Annotated in this window: 16 protein-coding genes; 5 read left to right on the forward strand and 11 right to left on the reverse strand. The window is 54.5% G+C overall.

Annotated elements, in window-relative coordinates:
* Positions 1-33: 33 nt before the first annotated feature.
* On the reverse strand, positions 34-2,508 hold the full coding sequence (locus tag V6L79_RS15875) for a UvrD-helicase domain-containing protein (protein ID WP_338579151.1): 2,475 nt from the start codon (positions 2,506-2,508) through the stop codon (positions 34-36).
* Positions 2,509-2,765: 257 nt separating this feature from the next.
* Here V6L79_RS15875 and V6L79_RS15880 point away from each other — a divergent pair, with 257 nt between their 5' ends.
* A complete protein-coding gene (locus V6L79_RS15880) occupies positions 2,766-3,461 on the forward strand; it encodes a pirin family protein (protein ID WP_321833200.1) in 696 nt (231 codons plus the stop codon).
* 89 nt (positions 3,462-3,550) lie between these two features.
* Here V6L79_RS15880 and punC read toward each other — a convergent pair whose 3' ends face one another.
* The gene (gene punC, locus V6L79_RS15885; protein WP_261738340.1) at positions 3,551-4,735 is read right to left on the reverse strand and encodes a purine nucleoside transporter PunC; all 1,185 of its coding nucleotides are present in this window, start codon (positions 4,733-4,735) and stop codon (positions 3,551-3,553) included.
* A 119-nt stretch (positions 4,736-4,854) separates the two neighbouring features.
* Between punC and punR the strand changes: the two genes are divergently transcribed.
* The gene (gene punR, locus V6L79_RS15890) at positions 4,855-5,814 is read left to right on the forward strand and encodes a DNA-binding transcriptional activator PunR (protein WP_321833203.1); all 960 of its coding nucleotides are present in this window, start codon (positions 4,855-4,857) and stop codon (positions 5,812-5,814) included.
* On the opposite strand, the gene V6L79_RS15895 is transcribed toward punR, so the two are convergent.
* From V6L79_RS15895 to V6L79_RS15930, 8 genes are all read right to left on the reverse strand, one after another.
* Positions 5,750-6,361: a LysE family translocator gene (locus tag V6L79_RS15895; RefSeq protein ID WP_261738342.1), complete on the reverse strand. Its 612-nt coding sequence runs from the start codon at positions 6,359-6,361 to the stop codon at positions 5,750-5,752. The two genes, punR and V6L79_RS15895, sit on opposite strands and share 65 nt — an antisense overlap.
* Before the next feature lie 236 nt (positions 6,362-6,597).
* Positions 6,598-7,134, reverse strand: a complete 537-nt coding sequence (locus tag V6L79_RS15900; protein ID WP_338579152.1) for a DUF4174 domain-containing protein — start codon at positions 7,132-7,134, stop codon at positions 6,598-6,600.
* Between the two features lie 210 nt (positions 7,135-7,344).
* On the reverse strand, positions 7,345-7,929 hold the full coding sequence (locus V6L79_RS15905) for a DedA family protein (protein ID WP_261738344.1): 585 nt from the start codon (positions 7,927-7,929) through the stop codon (positions 7,345-7,347).
* A 69-nt stretch (positions 7,930-7,998) separates the two neighbouring features.
* Entirely contained in the window at positions 7,999-9,045 is a 1,047-nt protein-coding gene (locus V6L79_RS15910) for an EamA family transporter (RefSeq protein WP_321833206.1), read from the reverse strand.
* 733 nt (positions 9,046-9,778) lie between these two features.
* Entirely contained in the window at positions 9,779-9,982 is a 204-nt protein-coding gene (locus tag V6L79_RS15915; protein WP_169917299.1) for a helix-turn-helix domain-containing protein, read from the reverse strand.
* Between the two features lie 254 nt (positions 9,983-10,236).
* A complete protein-coding gene (locus V6L79_RS15920) occupies positions 10,237-10,437 on the reverse strand; it encodes an SDR family oxidoreductase (RefSeq protein ID WP_169917301.1) in 201 nt (66 codons plus the stop codon).
* A gap of 40 nt (positions 10,438-10,477) precedes the next feature.
* Positions 10,478-11,227 carry an SDR family NAD(P)-dependent oxidoreductase gene (locus tag V6L79_RS15925; RefSeq protein WP_315246419.1) on the reverse strand — a complete coding sequence of 250 codons (750 nt, stop codon included), beginning with the start codon at positions 11,225-11,227 and terminating at the stop codon, positions 10,478-10,480.
* Between the two features lie 42 nt (positions 11,228-11,269).
* Complete coding sequence (locus V6L79_RS15930) at positions 11,270-11,950, reverse strand: quinone oxidoreductase (protein ID WP_169917303.1); 681 nt, start codon at positions 11,948-11,950, stop codon at positions 11,270-11,272.
* 483 nt (positions 11,951-12,433) lie between these two features.
* On the opposite strand from V6L79_RS15930, the gene V6L79_RS15935 reads away from it, so the two are divergent.
* Positions 12,434-13,069, forward strand: coding sequence for a hypothetical protein (locus V6L79_RS15935; RefSeq protein WP_169917304.1), 636 nt, complete (start codon positions 12,434-12,436; stop codon positions 13,067-13,069).
* A gap of 130 nt (positions 13,070-13,199) precedes the next feature.
* On the opposite strand, the gene V6L79_RS15940 is transcribed toward V6L79_RS15935, so the two are convergent.
* Complete coding sequence (locus V6L79_RS15940) at positions 13,200-13,676, reverse strand: hypothetical protein (protein WP_169917305.1); 477 nt, start codon at positions 13,674-13,676, stop codon at positions 13,200-13,202.
* Between the two features lie 860 nt (positions 13,677-14,536).
* Between V6L79_RS15940 and V6L79_RS15945 the strand changes: the two genes are divergently transcribed.
* Together V6L79_RS15945 and V6L79_RS15950 are read left to right on the forward strand one after the other, a co-directional pair.
* Positions 14,537-14,926: a DUF2946 domain-containing protein gene (locus V6L79_RS15945; protein ID WP_169917306.1), complete on the forward strand. Its 390-nt coding sequence runs from the start codon at positions 14,537-14,539 to the stop codon at positions 14,924-14,926.
* A gap of 108 nt (positions 14,927-15,034) precedes the next feature.
* Positions 15,035-17,116: a TonB-dependent receptor gene (locus V6L79_RS15950; RefSeq protein WP_169917307.1), complete on the forward strand. Its 2,082-nt coding sequence runs from the start codon at positions 15,035-15,037 to the stop codon at positions 17,114-17,116.
* Positions 17,117-17,643: the final 527 nt, after the last annotated feature.

Here is a 17,643-nt window from a genome sequence, read left to right on the forward strand (position 1 = left end):
GGTAAGCAGGGTGTTAATCAAAACGAGTTCCTTCTACTGATTGTTGTTATTTAGCCGCAAATCATCAAAAAACGCTTTGCCCTGGGGCACGCGGTCCGAGGCTTTGGGGATATTCGGTCCCTGGGCATCCTGACTTTCCAGATACCAGTAGCAATGTTTTACCGCCCGGGTGATACCCACATAGGCCAGGCGCAGGATTTCGTCTTTCTGCGCATTGTCATACGGCTCGGGGTCACCGTCCTTGCCCAGGCCCGCCATGCGATACACCTGATTCTTGTACGGGGACGATGTCAGATGCTGACAGTCACCCAACAGGAAAACAGCATCCGCCTGCAAGCCCTTGGAGCTGTGATAGGTCAGTTGTTTTAACCTGCGGTCTTCTGGTGCCAATCTCGAATCTACATTAACTACAGACTGTATATCCTTTTCTATCAATAACTTATCGCTGCTTTTTCGATACAACATTAAGATGCTATCGCCTGCGTTGTAATGCTCGATCAAGCGCGCAGCCAACCCCTGATCGTCGCGGTGCAAGACACTCACCGGAACTGGAGTCTTGGGTTCGCCGCTGGCCTTGGCCCGTTTACCAGGGATCGATGGCGCAGCACGGACGATATGTTCGGCGGCATCGATGATGTGTTGATGGCTACGAAAGTTGTCGCTGAGCATCACCCTAGTGGTGGCAGGCGACGGGAACTCTTTGTTGAACTCCATAAAGTACTTGGGCGAACTGCCCCGCCAGCCGTAGATCGATTGCCAGTCATCCCCTACACACAACAACGACGAGCGTTGGGCCCCGCGCCCCACATGCATCGCCGGGCCACGGCTGCGGATCTCGCGCAAGCTGGCGCGCAGCCACGATACGATCTGCGGCGAGACGTCCTGAAACTCGTCAATCATCAAGTGCGACAGCGGGCGCAGTTGTGCATGGCTCAGCAATTTGAAGTTCTGCGGGGTGTTCTCGCCAAACAACGAGAACATGCGGTTGTAAGTCATGACCGGCGGGGTCTGTGCCAGCAGGTGAGCTTCGAGCGCCCGCCAGTACAGGCTCAGGGCCTCGAAGAAAAAGCGATCTGGGTCATCCTTGGCAAAGCGCATATCGGCCACGGCAGCTGCCACGTCGAGCCCCAGGTTTTCGATAAAACTTGCCGCCGCGACAAAACTGTCGAGCAACGGCGCCGAACCCAACTCGCCCTTGAGTTTGTAATCAAACCCCGGACCGGCGCTGGCATCACCGGCCAGCGAGCCTACAACACGCTTTGCAGAATCGTAATTTTCCAACCAAATCAATGGCTTATTACAGAAAGCTTGAAACAGGGTGCGTTTGACCGCCCACTCGGCGCGCACGCTGAGTTTGGCTCCGGGACGGCAGATCTGCGGATTCTCACGCGGGTCGAAGCCCAGCACCACCCACGCATCCAGCTCGGCAATATAGCCGTGACAATGGAACTGCGAGCCATTGATCTCGACCGTTTCGCGATTGGGCTCGATACCTTTGATCGGCCACGCCCCGGCGGCAAACCACAGGTCTTCGAGGGTATCGCAGAGTTCTTCGTCACGCTTGGCGGCCAGTTCGGTCACGGCCATGCGCTTTTGCACATCGGGGTGGTCGCGCTCCAGCTCCTTGAGCTGCAAGGCGTGCATGCGCAGCGGTGCCAGGGTCTGGCGGAAGCGCTCATCGCCACTGTAAAGCTCGTGAAAGCAGGCATTGAGCTGCTGACGCTGAGCATCGTTGATGCGCAAGTCAAACGGGTTGCTGTCGGTATCGTCGTCGTTGAGCAAGCTGCGCGTATTCAGGGTCTCGAATGCCTGCAATTGAGCGTATCCGGGCAAGCTGCGCACCATGGGCAGAATCCGCGAGTGGAACGTGCGCACCACATCACGTGCTTCCTTGAGTGACAGCGTACGGCCCCACAGAGCAAAGATTTCCTGCAGCTTCTTGATGAAGTCCTTGCGCGACTCGCGGGTAAAGGTCACTACGGTCATCGAATCGAGTTCAAAACCCAGGTAGTGGGTCAACAGCAAGATCCGCAACACCAGCGACGTCGACTTGCCTGCCCCAGCGCCGGCAACCACCGAGGTCGACGGCGTATCGCTGAAAATCATCTTCCACTGCGCCGCGCTGGGCTGAGCGTGCTCGGGCAGGATCGCGGCAACATCGGCCTTGATCTGTTTTTTCAGCTCGGGGCCCAGCGGCAGCCGCCAGTCATCGAACAGGTTGTCATCAATACCGGGGGCACGCAGTTCCTGCGCACGCGTGTCACTGATAAACAGCACCTGGCGGCCCTCTTCCAGCCCTTCGACATGGCCCTCGGCATAGCCGTAATCAACCCCGGCGCTATGCCCGCTGCGAAACCCGTCAGCCTGGCCCTGTAGCCAGGACGCCGCATGTTGTGCGCGCAAGCGGCTTAAACCACTGCCAAACAATCGCGCCGCGAGACGCTTGAGCAAGGGCAATTGGGTAATGGGGGCAAGTTCATCAGGCAGATCGGGATTGTGTTGCGGCACGCTGACTCCAGGGTGTGAGGCTGTCCGGGCGGATGGGCTATGGTCGCCGCATTGTGCGTTGAGATCTAGCTAATTGCTTGAGCATCAGCCGTTTAGAGCATGCAGTGAAGGTAAATAGCGATTTACTGATGCTCGAATACATCCATTAACTAGATTGGTTTAACGCATTTTTTAAGCTTTTTATCGATATGTTGATGCTGGAGAATCATTCCATCATCAACCGGGTAGCCGTTCACGACCCACGCAGGAGACCTATCATGCTTGAACTCAGACCCTTCGCCACCCTGGGCGGCGCAAACCACGGTTGGTTGGACGCCCATCACCACTTTTCGTTCGCCGAGTACCATGATCCAGCGCGGATGAACTGGGGCAACCTGCGGGTATGGAACGACGATATCATCGCCCCTGGCACCGGGTTCCCGAAGCACCCGCACCGCGACATGGAGATCATTACCTATGTCCGCGAAGGCGCAATCAGCCACGAAGACAACCTGGGCAACAAGGGCCGCACCGAAGCAGGCGATGTTCAGGTCATGAGTGCGGGTACCGGGATTGCGCACAGCGAATACAACCTGGAGTCGTCGCCGAGCAAAATCTTCCAGATCTGGATCATTCCGAATCAGCAAGGCGATGCCCCGGCGTGGGGTGCCAAGCCTTTCCCCAAAGGTCAGCGCGAAGGCTTCGTGACCCTGGCGAGCGGCAAGGATGGCGACCATGAAAGCCTGCGCATCCGCGCTGACGCCCGACTGGTTGCAGCCAACCTCAAAGCCGGAGAAACCGCCGAGTACCAACTGGACAGCGGTCGCCGTGCCTATTTGGTGCCTGCCACAGGGGTGATCGAGGTCAACGGCCTGCGAGCCAGCGCCCGGGACGGCGTGGCCGCAGTAGACGAGTCGGTGCTGCGGGTAACGGCGATTGAAGACAGCGAGATCGTGCTGGTGGACATCGCCTGATCCCCCTTCACCTGTCGCCGCTGCCGCTGGCTGCGCTGGGGTCCGCAGCGACCCCGCAGCGACCCCGCTGCGGCCCCCAGCGGCTACATTCAGGAGGTGGCTAATGCCTGGGCATTGGCCTTGCGGCGCTGAATCAAGTACCCCAGTACCGCCAGTGGCGCAGTTGCCAGCATCACCTCAACGGTGATCAACAGTGGCTGGCTGATAAAGGTCGACACCAGTAGGCTGCCCAGAAAGCACAACCCAAGCTGCAAGGTATTCTGCAAACCCGCTGCTTTACCGGAGTTTTGCGAAAACGGCATCAGTGCATTGGCGACCACAATCGGATAGCTCGCACCGTTCACCAGCGCCATCAGACAGAACGGAATCAGCAAGGTGGCCAACGTTGGCTCGGTCTGAGTCGCGACCAGGTACAGCCCCACCATGCTCGCGCAGTAGGCAACCAGCAACCAGGGCAACAGTGTGCGACCACTGATCCGCTGCAAGGCACTGCGACAGCCGTAACCACCCACCATAAACGCCAGAGTCGGCAACGCGTAGCTCAAGCCGATATCGCTTGGGCTGTAGCCCATGTCACCGAGAATAAACGGCGATGCCGTCAACCAGGCAAAGAAGCTGGCCGAACACGCAGCGAAGATCATCACGTTACCGCTGAAATTTGCCGAGCGCAGGATCTGCCAATAGCTCACCTTCGACTGTGCAACAGCTTTTGGCGTTGAACGGGGGCTTTCCTTGAGCAGCAGCGTGGGCACGATCAGCAACACCGCCAGGCCCAGCAACACCGCGAAAATCGCCTGCCAGCCCAAGTGGCTCAACACCACGGCGCCCAGCAGAGGGGCCAAGGCCGGTGATAGCCCCATTAGCGGCATGATCCCGGCGAACACGCGATTGGCTTTATCGGCCGGATAGCGATCAATCACCAGCGCTTGCCAGGTCACAGCCGCCGCGCAAATACCAATGGCCTGGATAAACCGCAAGCTGAGCAACAGCACGGTGTTATCGACCCAGAACATCCCGGCACACCCCAACGCGAACAGCGACAAACCTGCCAGCAGCACCGGCTTGCGCCCAAGGCGGTCCGACAGCGGCCCCCAAAGCAACTGGCCAAAGGCAAAACCGGCCAAAAAGATGCTTAGACTCGCCCCCACTGCACCGGCGGACAGCCCTAATTCACTGCGCAACGTGCCGAATGCCGGCAGATACATATCCATCGCCAGATAGCCCAGCATGCTGAGCCCCGCGAGATAACAGGTAAAACCAAAAGAGTTCTTCATGTGCACCCAAAAACTTGCCATCAAACAATTTGTTGACTGGCGCGTATTATCCGGCTGAGGATTTGCTTGTGAAGCGATAATAATTGCCAACTAGCATCAAATATTTTGAAGGCAAACCCATGTGGTCTGAATACTCGTTGGATGTAATTGATGCCGTGGCTCGCCACGGCAGTTTCAGTGGTGCGGCTCAGGAGCTGCATCGCGTGCCCTCCGCCGTCAGCTACACCGTGCGCCAATTGGAACAGTGGTTGGCGGTGCCGTTGTTTGTTCGTCGTCATCGCGATGTGGAGCTGACGCCCGCCGGGCAGATGTTTGTCAAGGAAGCCCGCGACGTGATGAAAAAAATGCTCGGCACCCGGCGCCTGTGCCAGCAGGTTGCAAACGGCTGGAGCGGCCAGTTGCGAGTGGCTGTGGACTCGATCATCAAGCATCCGCGATGCCAGCAAATGGTGATCGACTTCTATCGTCACTTTCCGGATGTGGAGCTGATCGTTCAGTACGAGGTGTACAACGGAGTGTGGGATGCGCTGGTCGACGGTCGTACCGACATAGTCATCGGTGCCACGCGCGCGGTGCCAGTGACGGGCAGCTTCGCCTTTCGCGACATGGGCTTTATGCACTGGCTGTGTGTGTCCAGCCCACAGCATGCGCTGGCCTCGGTTGCCGGGTTGCTCGGGGATGATCATCTACGTCCCTACCCCGCGCTGTGCATGGATGACACCTCACGCAACCTGCCCAAACGTGACACCTGGACCCTGGACAACCAGCGCCGAATGATGGTGCCCGACTGGAGCGCGGGGCTGGCCTGCCTCAGCGATGGTTTGTGTGTCGGCATGGTGCCTGCCCATCTGGCGCAGCCCTTGATCGAGCAAGGCAAACTGGTTGCCCTGAACTTGCAACGCCCCTTCCCGGCCAGTCCTTCCTGCATAGCCTGGTCGCAAAAAAATCATTCCCCGGCCATGAGCTGGCTGCTGGAGTATCTTGGCGATACGGCCACCCTTAGCCAGGAATGGCTCAATGAACCTCAAACAGAATCGGATACAGCGACACCACCAACAGAATCGCCATTGTCAGGTTGAAAGCCAGCAACCATTTGGGTTTGGTCAGCACGTTGCGTAGCGCACTGCCGCAGCCCGCCCAGACGCACACGCTGGGTAAATTGATGATGGCAAAGACCAGCGCAATGATGAACACATTGGCGATATAACCCTGGGACGGGGTGTAGGTGGTAATTGCACCGATGGCCATTACCCAAGCTTTGGGGTTGACCCACTGAAAAGCCGCCGCACCCCAGAAGCCCAAAGGCTTGCCCTGGGCCGAATCCGACTCGGAAACCGGCCCCGAGGTCGCAACTTTCCAGGCCAGATACAGTAAGTACGCCGCTCCCAGGTATCGCAGCACGGTATAGGCCATGGGCACGGCCTTGAACACCCCGCCCAGCCCCAGACCAACCGCCAGTACCAGAAACATGAAGCCAAAGCTGATACCCAGGGCATGGGGAATGGTGCGCCGGAATCCGAAGTTGACCCCGGAGGCCAGCAACATGGTGTTATTGGGGCCGGGGGTGATGGAGGACACAAACGCAAACAGTGCGAAGGCAGAAATCAATTCGAGGGAAAACGGCATGGGATTATCCGGCAGTCAGAGGAGCGGTGAACTCACCCTATAGGATTACCGGCTTGGCAGAGCGCTACAGATGGGCTCTATTTTTACCGCACACATTGAAAGTGGATTGCGTTTTTACGACAGCCTTTTCACGTCACGTTCACATCATCAAGTCTAGATTGGCCCCACTCCTTTAATGAATCCCATTTGGCCCGCTCCCCCCAGCGGGCCTTTTTTTGAGCGCTTTTTAATGGCCTTCAATCGTCCAGGGACTTGACCTGTTTCGCCGGTTTTACCGGCTTGGCCGACTTGCCCGCCGCAACGCCTTTGGCTGGAGTCTCAACAGCCACCGGGGCCTGCGTTTCCTTTTCAGCCACTGGCAAGGCATCGATGGTTTTAAACAGCTCGTTAAGGTCAACGTCGCCGACCGTCTCGACCTTCTTCTCACCATCCTTGCCGATCAGGATCACCTTGGCCTTATCAATGATCATCCCCGGCTTGAGCCCGCGAATCAGCGACATCGTGCTCTGGGGTTCAAGGTCCTTGCCATCACGCTTGCCGGTAATCCCGACAATCGTATAAAGCACCATATTGCGCTCGTTAAACGCCTGCTTGGTGGCGGGGTCTTCAAGCGCTTTTTTGAGGGTCACCAGCGTTGGATCGGCATCTGCACGGGCAACGATGACCAGCGGGCGAAACTTGCCGCGGTCCTGCTCAAGGGGGTTGGGAACTTCAACGGCCTGCACTGTGCCAGTCACCAGCACACTGGCGAGGATCAATAAACGGATAAACATCCAGACCTCCTTTTATTATCGGACCGGCTTCGCGAGCGTATTGCCAATGCCTTGAAACCCTTGGCGTTGAGCCTGTCATTCAGAGCTTAGGCCAAGGGCCCAGTCACGCAACCGGGTACTCGGACTTTGCCTTCCATGTTTGTTTTTTGCAACTGCGGTCCAGATCGCTCGCTCATGGAAAGATGAACGCAAAATGCTTGAGCAGCCATGTCAGAGTGATTTGACGGTGCGGTTTTTCGCTCTGTAGTAACGGGCCATTGCTACAACCGCCATCAGCACAATTACACCCAGTGCAATAGGCAAACGATACGGTTTCAGGTCGCCCAGCACACCTTCCAAAAACTCCCCGGCCCAATACCCGGCACTGGCAAACAGCGTTGCCCATGCGGCAGCGCCCAAGGCGTTGATGCAGGTGAATTTCAATGGCGAGACCTTGCACGCACCGATCACCATAGGCCCAACAAGACGCATGCCATACAAGAAACGCACCGAGAAAATCGACACGGTCGGGTACTGGTTGATCAGTTGCGTCACACGATCAATGGCAGCCTGCTGTTTATGCAGCCGCGGTAATAGTCGAGCACCAAAATATCGGCCAGCCCAGAACAGCAACTGGTCGCCCAGCATCCCCGCCAGGCTGGCGTAACCGATCACTGGCAAGAGCTTGAGCACATGCTGGTGCGCAGCCATCCCTCCCAGGATCAGAATGGTTTCACCCTCCAGCAAACAGCCGATAAAGACGGCCAGATAGCCATAGGTTGCCAGCAAGTAATTGAAGTCGATGTGCTCAAACATGCGTGATCTATAGCTCCATTTAAATCAGTGGGTTAAGCGTCCATCTGGTGCAGTCCTGTACACCGCGACTCAATGCCGATGTCGATGATGAATATCCGGAAAATGCGGGTGATTGTGCCTGATCGCGACATGTTGATGCGCATGACTGTGGGGCCCATCCACAGAAACATCCTCGGCATGCTCATGCTGATGATGCTCGTCGTGGGTATGGCGGTGAGTGTGCTCGAGCGACAGATGCTCATGTTCGTGCTCATGGCGTTCCGTGAGATGCAGCCAGACCCCGAAAATCATAAAGGCTGCTGCCAGCCAAAACAGCAGCGATACCGACTCCCCCAGCACCAGAATGGCAATCGCCGCGCCCAAAAAAGGCGCTGTCGAAAAATACGCTCCGGTTCGCGCAGCCCCCAGGCCGCGTAATGCCAGCACAAAAAGCACCAGGCTCACGCCATAGCCTAAAAACCCGATCAGCAGTGTCGGGCTCAGCACGGCTAGCGGCACAAGCTTGGCCCCTAGCGTGAATGCAATCGTGCAGTTCACCAGCCCCGCGAACAAGCCTTTGGCCCCGGCGATAAACAGCGCGTCAGAGGCAGACACCTTGCGCGTCAGATTGTTATCAACCGCCCAGCACAAACAGGCAAAGGCAACCGCCAGCGGCCCCAACCAGGAGTGCGACTCCCCCGCTGCCGCCTCCGAGGGCCACGACAACACAACGCCCCCGGCAATGATCGCCAACATCCCCAGCACAATCCGCCGGTCAGCGTTTTCCTTGAACACCACCCACGCCAACAATGCAGTCAGCACGGGCTCAAGATTCAACATCAGCGAAGCCGTCGCGCCGCTGGTGAGCGTCAAACCGAACATCAGGGCCACAGGCCCCAGAATTCCGCCAAATACAATCGCACCGACCAGCCAGGGCCACTCACTTGCACTCAAGCCAGACGCTGACCAGCCGCGGTCGCGAATGCAACGCACCAGCAGCAGGCCCAAGCCACTGCCCAAATACAACAACCCGGCCAGCATCACAGGCGGCACTTCAGTGCCCAGCACCTTGGCCAACGGAGTACTGGCGCCAAACAGCGCGGCAGCTGCCAATGCGTAAATCACACTTGTATTCATCACACCCACTTCTGTAACAGTCGTGCAAGCATCCTAGCCCAGCCCGGCAACATAAGCCGAAACAGCAATAGGCATGACTCCCACGAAACGGTCGATTTATCGGGATTAAACCAAGCCCGTTCCATATATCTATGATTTTTCGACGGTTTTATCCCGTCACCGAGCAAAAAAATGTGTACAAATGACCGCTATCGAACTTGCCTCATCGGCGCAGGCTCTATATATTCGTCCACCTGTCACGCAGGCACTGAGTACTTTACTGGTTAAAGCACCTTCCTTCCTGACCCGCTTTACAGCGCTACCGCCCGAATGGCGAAATTGGTAGACGCATGGGACTTAAAATCCCCCGGGGGTCAACCCCCATCATCCCTTCGCGTTACAAAAAATCAAAAAAACCTCAATTAAATCAGCCTGTTGAAGCGATTTCCTCTCTGTAAAATACTTTCCAAGTCCATACAGCTCAGCGCTTGGGAGCTATTAGGGAGCCGCAGCGCTCAAAAGTCCAATCTCCAGCAAGCTACGCACCGCCCACATAAGCTCCCGCCAGCCACAGAAGCTCCTGATTGATCGCCAGTCTCTATTGGCAAGCGGCAAGCGAGCAGCTCCCAAGCGGCTTCCAAGTGGATCTTTGGTGATGAGGTAGGAGAGGTGATCGCGCAAAAGAAAAGGCGCACCGCCTCAACCAAAGACGGTGCACCTTATTTTCTACCGCGAGTAAAACACCAGGCTGGTGTTAGGCGGCGCTCATGCTTTTTTCGGAAAATCGCTGTACATCAGCTTTTTTGTAAAAGATCTTCCGGCTGATGTGCATAAATGGTGGCAGCATGTCTTTGTACTTGCCGGTGTACCGCCAAAAGCGAAGGGTCTCAGGAGACAGGCCGAGAATTGCGGCAGCTTCTTTAGCCGGGACGTAATCGCTATTTTGTGGCAAGCGCATAAAAATACCCTTTAAAGTCAATAGGTTTCACCTTTCGCACGTCCTGGGGCTGTCTGGTGTCAATACATGCTCATTGTTTTTTGCGGAGAGGTCAACGACCGATCGTCGTATTTATTTGGGCTTTCTATTGACAGATCGTAAATTTAAGGAGTGAGTACAAGAAAGCTATACTGTTAAGGTTCGGCTTAAGCTTGAGGCGGGGGGGGGGATTTTTTAGGGGGTGACAACAAATGGCCTTTTAAAAGCTGGAATTGCTAGGGCGGTTGGCGGACATCACATACCAATCCCTGATGTGGATCACCGAGGTTTTCCTTGGCAATCTCGAGTTTGTCGGCTGCGATATCGAGCAAGACTACTTTTGCGCCCTCCTCCGCAAATCGACTGGCGATGGCCCAGCCAATGCCATTGAGCGATGCCGCACCCGTGACAACCGCTACCTTATCCTTGAGCAACATATCGGTATCTCCCATATAAGCCGTCAATGGCGGCATCAACCTAGTGGATGTGCAGCCCGCCATTGACGTCCAGAACTACGCCTGTCACGTAGCTCGAAAGGTCAGACGAGAGGAACAGGCAGGCGTCGGCAATATCCTTGGGGATGGCCAGACGGCCAAGAGGCGTCGCGTTCAATGCAGCCTGGCGCCCCTCATCAGTGAGCTTTCCAATGAGCAGCTCGGTATCGACCAAGCCGGGGGCGATCGCATTGACTCGGATACCGTCGATGGCCAGTTCCCGCGCCATGGCCTTTGCCAAAGTCTGCGCCCCACCCTTTGCTGCGGCGTAATGCGGCCCACCAAGCACCCCGCCACCGCGCTGAGCAGCTACCGACCCCATGTTGACGATCGCACCGCTGCGCCGGGCCCGAAGATGTGAAACAAGAGCTCGAGACATGTTGAATGCCCCGCGCAGGCTGACATCCATGACCAAGTCGTAGTCTTCAAGCGTGCTGGCCATCAGCTTGAACGGCTGACTTACGCCGGCGTTATTGATCAGGATGTCTACATGGCCGAAGACATCGATAACCGCATCTACGGCTTGCTGGCAGGCGTCCGCGGAACGGACGTCGCACTGCAATCCGATACAACCGTTCCCGAGCTCAGCAGCCGCCGCGTCGGTCGCGCTCTGATCAAGGTCTATAAGTGCAACACGCGCACCGTTTTCGACGAAACACTTGGCAGTTGCCCAGCCGATGCCTCTCAGCGAGGCGCCACCGGTAACGATGGCGGTCTTGCCTTTAAGTAACATGGTGTTCTCCCTTGTTCTTGTTTTGTGGAGAAAGCGTCGCGGTCACACAGTGAGAATCACCGACCCGCTGGTTTTACGAGCCGCCAGGTCTTGGTGCGCAGTAGCCGCTTCTTTCAACGGATAAGCGTTGTCGATGCGAATGCGTAAAGCACCTTTCTTCACCAGGTCGAACAGCTCTCCTGCGCCGTGCTGGAAGTCAGCCGCCTCTGCCACGTAATGCGAGATGGTGGGTCGGGTGATGAACAATGAACCCTTGTTGCGCAGGTAGGCCAGATCTATGGGCGGTACATCACCGGACGCCCAGCCGAAGGAGGCCACCAGACCGAAGCGTTGCACACAATCTAGAGACTTTTCGAAGGTGTCCTTGCCGATGGACTCGTAGACGACGCTGACGCCCTTGCCATCAGTCAATCGTTTGGTTTCTTCGAGGAAATCGAGCTTTTCGATGTTGATGGGATGGGCGTAGCCGTACTCTTTGAGGATGTGGGCCTTCTCGTCACCCACGCAGGTGCCGATCACATTGGCCCCAAGATGAGAGAGCCACTGGGTCAAAATCAGACCTACCCCACCCGCTGCTGCGTGTACCAGCACCCAATCACCGGCCTTGATGTCTTTCAAACGTGTGGCGAGATACCAGGCTGTGAGTCCACGAAACAGTGCGCCGGCGGCGGTTGCAGAGTCGAGGTTTTGGTCGGGTAGTTTGAACACGCGCTCGGCCAGCACATTGCGTCGTTCAGCGTAGCTTACTCCCTGAGTATCTGCATGACATTGATTTCGATCTGTCCATTTCCAACTTCATGATCCGCCCGTCCAATGGGGACGTTGTAATGAGCGATCCTGTTCATGGACTATCCGAGGTCTCGGCAAAATTGCATCGCTACCTCAGAGATGAACCTACCAATTTCGAGAAACGGTAGCCAGGTTGAGTGCGTTATCGCCCTGCCTAGCTAGCAGGGCCCTATGGTGTAAAGGAGGCGCAGGAGTGTTGCTGCCCAAAATTTCACACGCTAAGTAGTCAGTGGCGAGCGTTGATAAACTCGCGCTCGCAGGCCACCAACGCCGACACCATCATTTTGTCCAAGCTCGTCGCCCAGTATTATTGGAATAATAATGCCCTAACCAACAACTCGTACATACCATGCTGGTGTAGACGTCAGGTACCCTACCCCTGATTATTGGTGATACAAAAATTCAACGGATGAATTCATGAACAGGATGATCTGTGTCGCACTATGCTTTTCGATTATTGCTTCATCATTAACGGCGTGTTCCACACCTTCAAAGAAGACGGGAATCATCGGGCCACAGGTCTACGGCTATACCTTGCATAAGCCGCTCTCCGGCGATGAACTCAACGCGCTCACCAAAACTGGTTTCGAGACACTCCAGGGGGCCAGGGTGTTTCAACGCGATGATGGGTACGGCGGTGAAATTAACGTTTATCTGGATAGCCAAAATCGTCCCAGCGTGATCAACAAGGATAGCCACGTATTCACCAGCGAGGACGAATGTGAATCCGACCTCAAGGCGCAGATGAAGAACCTGCAACAAGACATCGACAGCTATAACAGTACAATCGACCAGTCGGTAAGAGAAGGTGACAAAGCGAGAGGACGCTATGTAAACGTGAGTCAACAACCATGCCGCGTTCGCCATGGTGACCAGGCCGAGCATTATCGTTATGTACTGAGTGTTTCCAAGCGTGAAAAGCCTGCTTCCTCGACATCAGAGTTGGGAAAGAAGATCGACGAGGCTTATACGGGAGCCTGGATGACAGTCTTCGTGGTTGTGCTGGCGCCGTTCGCACTTATTGGCGCCGCAGTTAGTAAGGCGATCGATTGAAATCAGCCTAACATTACAGGCAGCTGTGCGTCGAAAGCGGTCACTCGCGAACGTCCGCTTTTGGCCAACTTGAGCCAATCGGCACAGACAGGACAGCCCGTAAAAATGTTGTGCCTAAGCTGGCTCAACCTTAAAGCAGTTCTGGTTTTAATGAAGTAGTAGAGGCTTGCACACGTACCAAACGCCATAACCATACAACAACAAACAGAGCGAATACATTGATCCCGAGAGTTAGCGGCTTGCCAGTCATAACGGATATCTCCGCTTGACTCCCGATCCAGACTTGGAGATCGAACCTGTGTTCTGTTGGCTTCAACAATACTCCCGCAAAAGCTCCGTTGGAGAAGATGTAGCTGGCTAAAGAAGACTGGATGACCGGGATCTGGATTGACCAAAAGGGCATGCTGCTGCGTAGCGCTTCTGGTGAGCCTTTTAAAATTTTTATGCCACACCAAGTTCCCCACAAATAAAGAGTGAGGAAAACGACCGAAACTAACCCGGGGAGCCAAGAAATACTAACGTCCAGGAATGTGATACCTAGAGCAATTCCTGTCACGCCGCCGCCAATTGTAAGGATGCCTAATGTCCAGCGTTGCCAAGAATGCATTTCGAGCCTCTAGCTAAATTCAGGTGACGATCTAGCAAGCTCGAAAGGCGTAAAAGCACCGGGCTCAGGTTCGAGGCGTCATCAAGGGTATATAGTCAAACTGATCGCTAGGATAGCAATATTAGTTGTCGGTTCAATTATTAAGATAAGGTTAATCAGTTAGTATTTAGGACAATCAGATTCGAAAACGGACTGATGAGCATTCGCTCGGACGCTCAAGCACTGGATGGACGCAATACACTTTCTAATGAAGCGTGCTGTAGACACGGCTAGGAACACCTCTTCTATGCCTCCACTTAATTGGGGCAGTCCTTGCAATGATTGTAATTTAGATCGTTAGAGCTAACCGGCCCAAACGTTGATAATTTACGCCAAAAAATTCTTGCCCAGCCTGCGACAGGCTGTCGCAGTATGATGGCCTCGTATAGCAAAAACATTAATGATCATCGGTGTATTCACCTGTCTGACTATGTGATCAGGGAGGAGTACTTGGAACCTTTATTCAAAAATCGTCCGTACAAGCGGTGTTGCAAGCCTACTTGGAGTGGCTTCAGACGGGACGACCAATGAAATGACACCGCTGCAAACGAGCTCTGGAGTACGAAAGATGATAGTCGGCTCCTCAAGATGTTCGATGTACTACGTAACTTTTCAAGCTTAGCCAGGCATCACCCGATGATTGATACTCCCTTCGGACTTGAAGAATCTAAGATGCTCTGAGAGCGATGACTGAAGACTTAGATCAAGCCCCCTTTGGCCCTCTTCCACCTTTACCTGCGGCGAAATAGCGCACTCTCGAAAAATTTACATCATTCGTTAACGCGGGCTAAATAGCGCCCCCCTTTGCGGCCATTTCCTTTATGGGTTCGTTGAAACGCACCAGCCACTGGATTGCCTGCCTGGCCGTCTTGCTAAACATGTTCGCCATGCCGCTAAGTCATGCGATACAGACGCCGGACGTGCGCCTGATGCTTTGGGGGGGGTTCTGTTCAAGTGGACAATCAAATCTCCTGCCTAAAGATCTCAGCAAGGTGATTGATGCCTTGCAGATAGCCCAATCGAAATCTGTCATGCAACACGGCGACTGCTGCTGTGGTCATGCCGGATTAGCAGCATTACCCTCCAATTACTATCGGCATTTCCTACCGCAGTACACATCAAATACCACCCTTGATAATCCTGATTTCCCAACACGACATCCAAGAATTCGCTGGCCCAGCCTAAGCCCACGAGCCTCTCCCCTTACCTGATCACAACACCGCTGACAATGTCCGGTGCGCCCTCTTTAAATCCTTTTAACGTCCAGCTATGGACTTTAAACGCCCTTAAAGTTTCTTGATCATCAGGAAGTTCGTGCTATGCCTGCTCCATTTACTTTGCCTCACGCAAAGTGTTTGTCTGTGTCCCGCTCACTATGGCCATTGCTGTCGCTTGGCCTGTTTGCAATAAGCCCTTTGTCCTATGCATTGGCTGAAGCCAGCAAAACCGAAAACTCAACCCTAACCTTGGGCGCGGTTAACGTGCAGGGCTCGACTGGCGGCCCGTTGAACGCAAGCAACGTTCTCAGCTCGGTTGATATCCTAGGGGGAGATATCCTCGAAAAGATGCCAGTCAACTACAGTTGGGAGCTGTTTAGCCGCGCACCAGGAGTCATGCTGACTGAGTTCAATCAAGGCACCACATCCGGCAAGATTTCCTTTCGCGGCTTCAACGGCGAAGGTGAAGTCAACGCAGTGAAGCTGCTGATCGACGGCATTCCGAGCAACAGCAATGACGGCAACATGCCGTTCTTGGACATGATTTTCCCCATGGAGCTGGACAGCATTGAGGTGGTGCGTGGCACCAGTGATGCTCGTTACGGCCTCTATAACATCGCTGGCAACGTGAATATGTTGACCCGTACAGGCGGCGATTACAGTAAGGCACGCATCCGTTACGACAGTTTTAATACTCGAGAAACCCAACTTGCAAAGGGCATCGAAAATAGTAATTGGACGCAAAACTACTTCTTCGCTTACCAAAAGGCCGATGGGTATCGGGATCATGCCGAAGCCGACCGATATTCGATGTCCGGCAAGTGGTTCTACACGCCCGATGATGACAGTTACCGTATCGGTCTGATTGCCCGTCATTACGAGGCTGAAGCTCAGGAGGCAGGTTATCTGGCTAAAGACGATGCACATCATCATCCAGAAATGACCAATAGCTTTAACGCTACGGACAAGGGCACGCGGCGCATGAATCAAGTCAGTCTGCATTTCGATACAGACCTGACTGATACGCTGGCCTGGTCAGCGAAGACCTACATGAACACCTTCGATGACCGACGCTGGACACAATATTGGAGCACCAGTTCTCAACAAGAGCGTGATACCTACGAAACCCAGTACGGAGCCCTCACCTCGCTGACATGGCGGCCAGAAGTTAGCTGGCTCTATGACTTCGCCGTAGAAAGTGGTGCAGACATACAACAGCAGCAAAATAAGAGTGAGCGGTATCGCACCAAAGACCGTGCACGTCTGGCTACTACTCGCGATCAAAAATTCAACTTCGACACCTATGGCGCTTATGTCCAGGCTGAGATCAAACCTTTCGAGTCACTGAGAATCGTGCCGGCCTACCGGGTTGACAAGATTGAGGGCGACTTCACCAATGAACTGACCCGCACGGACTACGACATAAACAACTACGGGCTGATCAAACAACCGAAGATCAGTATTGTCTACTCCCCATGGGACGTCGCCAGCATCTACGCAAACTGGGGGCGTACCTTTCAAGTGGGCACAGGGGCTGCTGCTTACAAGATCCCGCCTAGGGATGCAAACCTCGCACCCTCGATCAACGAAGGCTGGGAGACAGGTATCAAGTTCACGCCGGCTGACTGGGTTGATGGCCGGGTCGCCTATTGGCAGCAAGAGGCATCAGGTGAGGTCAGTCGCAGACTGAATGACCCGAGTGGCGAATCCGATAACGTGGGTGAGACCCGGCGGTGGGGTTATGACTTGCAGATGAACCTGCATCCGGACGAGCGCACTGAAATATGGATGGCCTACTCTTGGCAGTATTCTAAGATACTCCAGCCGAGTGCCTCTTTGCCTAACAGCAAAGGTCAGGAAATCGATCACATCCCCCATCATCTTTACAACGCCGGGATCAGCTATGAGGCAACACCTGCCTTACAACTCACCGCATGGATGAATGGCCAAACCAACTATTATCTGGAGCGAGAAAACACGACGGGGACTTATGGTGGTTACGTGCTAATGAACCTCGGTGCAATCTACAAGGTGACGCCGTCTGTGAGCGTCGATCTACAGTTAAAAAACCTTACAAACCGATATTATGAATACGTTTGGTACGATCCAGACGGTGCTCAGGCATCACTGCACTCTCCAGGTGATGGCCGCGCGCTTTACGCCGGAGTGACAGTGGATTTTTGATATGGAATATTGCTGAGGCCAATTTGGCCTCAGCAGATTCAGCACCGGATAGTTATAGTGTGGTTTTAGAGATACCTGCAATGTTGAATCCCGTACCGGCCATGACTTCGAATACATAAGCGCACTTAGTCCGAAAACACACTTATTCTTATTCATTATCGCACTCAAATACGATTTTACGGGATCTAGAAACCAACACTCCTACCAGATCTTGCAGTTGGCATGAGGAAAAATGAGCATGCATTGCTTGTCGGTCGTTCCAAAAACACTCAATTATCCAGCTGTTCGACTCGGCAACCCTTCTTAGCTCACACCTAGCGACACCTGAAAAATTTCGCTCCACCTGATTAAGGATATTAGAAATCCTGAATTCAAAATCATCGTCCATATCAACTTCGAATCCCATTGTGCTTTTCATAAGACCCGACATTTCATTAACTCCACGTTAATACTATTAGTAAAAATGCTCATTGCGCGCTTTCAGCAACACCTGTATCCACCAATGTCACACCGAGCGTTCCTGGAGC

The sequence above is a fragment of the Pseudomonas sp. ML2-2023-6 genome, from assembly GCF_037055265.1.
Classification (GTDB): domain Bacteria; phylum Pseudomonadota; class Gammaproteobacteria; order Pseudomonadales; family Pseudomonadaceae; genus Aquipseudomonas; species Aquipseudomonas kulmbachensis.

Bases quoted from the DNA above. Each gene is read 5' to 3' on its own strand.
- V6L79_RS15880 (WP_321833200.1), top strand. From the start codon at position 2,766: ATGCTTGAACTCAGACCCTTCGCCACCCTGGGCGGCGCAAACCACGGT.
- punC (WP_261738340.1), bottom strand. From the start codon at position 4,735: ATGAAGAACTCTTTTGGTTTTACCTGTTATCTCGCGGGGCTCAGCATG.
- punR (WP_321833203.1), top strand. From the start codon at position 4,855: ATGTGGTCTGAATACTCGTTGGATGTAATTGATGCCGTGGCTCGCCAC.
- V6L79_RS15895 (WP_261738342.1), bottom strand. From the start codon at position 6,361: ATGCCGTTTTCCCTCGAATTGATTTCTGCCTTCGCACTGTTTGCGTTT.
- V6L79_RS15900 (WP_338579152.1), bottom strand. From the start codon at position 7,134: ATGTTTATCCGTTTATTGATCCTCGCCAGTGTGCTGGTGACTGGCACA.
- V6L79_RS15905 (WP_261738344.1), bottom strand. From the start codon at position 7,929: ATGTTTGAGCACATCGACTTCAATTACTTGCTGGCAACCTATGGCTAT.
- V6L79_RS15910 (WP_321833206.1), bottom strand. From the start codon at position 9,045: ATGAATACAAGTGTGATTTACGCATTGGCAGCTGCCGCGCTGTTTGGC.
- V6L79_RS15915 (WP_169917299.1), bottom strand. From the start codon at position 9,982: ATGCGCTTGCCACAAAATAGCGATTACGTCCCGGCTAAAGAAGCTGCC.
- V6L79_RS15920 (WP_169917301.1), bottom strand. From the start codon at position 10,437: ATGTTGCTCAAGGATAAGGTAGCGGTTGTCACGGGTGCGGCATCGCTC.
- V6L79_RS15925 (WP_315246419.1), bottom strand. From the start codon at position 11,227: ATGTTACTTAAAGGCAAGACCGCCATCGTTACCGGTGGCGCCTCGCTG.
- V6L79_RS15935 (WP_169917304.1), top strand. From the start codon at position 12,434: ATGAACAGGATGATCTGTGTCGCACTATGCTTTTCGATTATTGCTTCA.
- V6L79_RS15940 (WP_169917305.1), bottom strand. From the start codon at position 13,676: ATGCATTCTTGGCAACGCTGGACATTAGGCATCCTTACAATTGGCGGC.
- V6L79_RS15945 (WP_169917306.1), top strand. From the start codon at position 14,537: ATGGGTTCGTTGAAACGCACCAGCCACTGGATTGCCTGCCTGGCCGTC.
- V6L79_RS15950 (WP_169917307.1), top strand. From the start codon at position 15,035: ATGCCTGCTCCATTTACTTTGCCTCACGCAAAGTGTTTGTCTGTGTCC.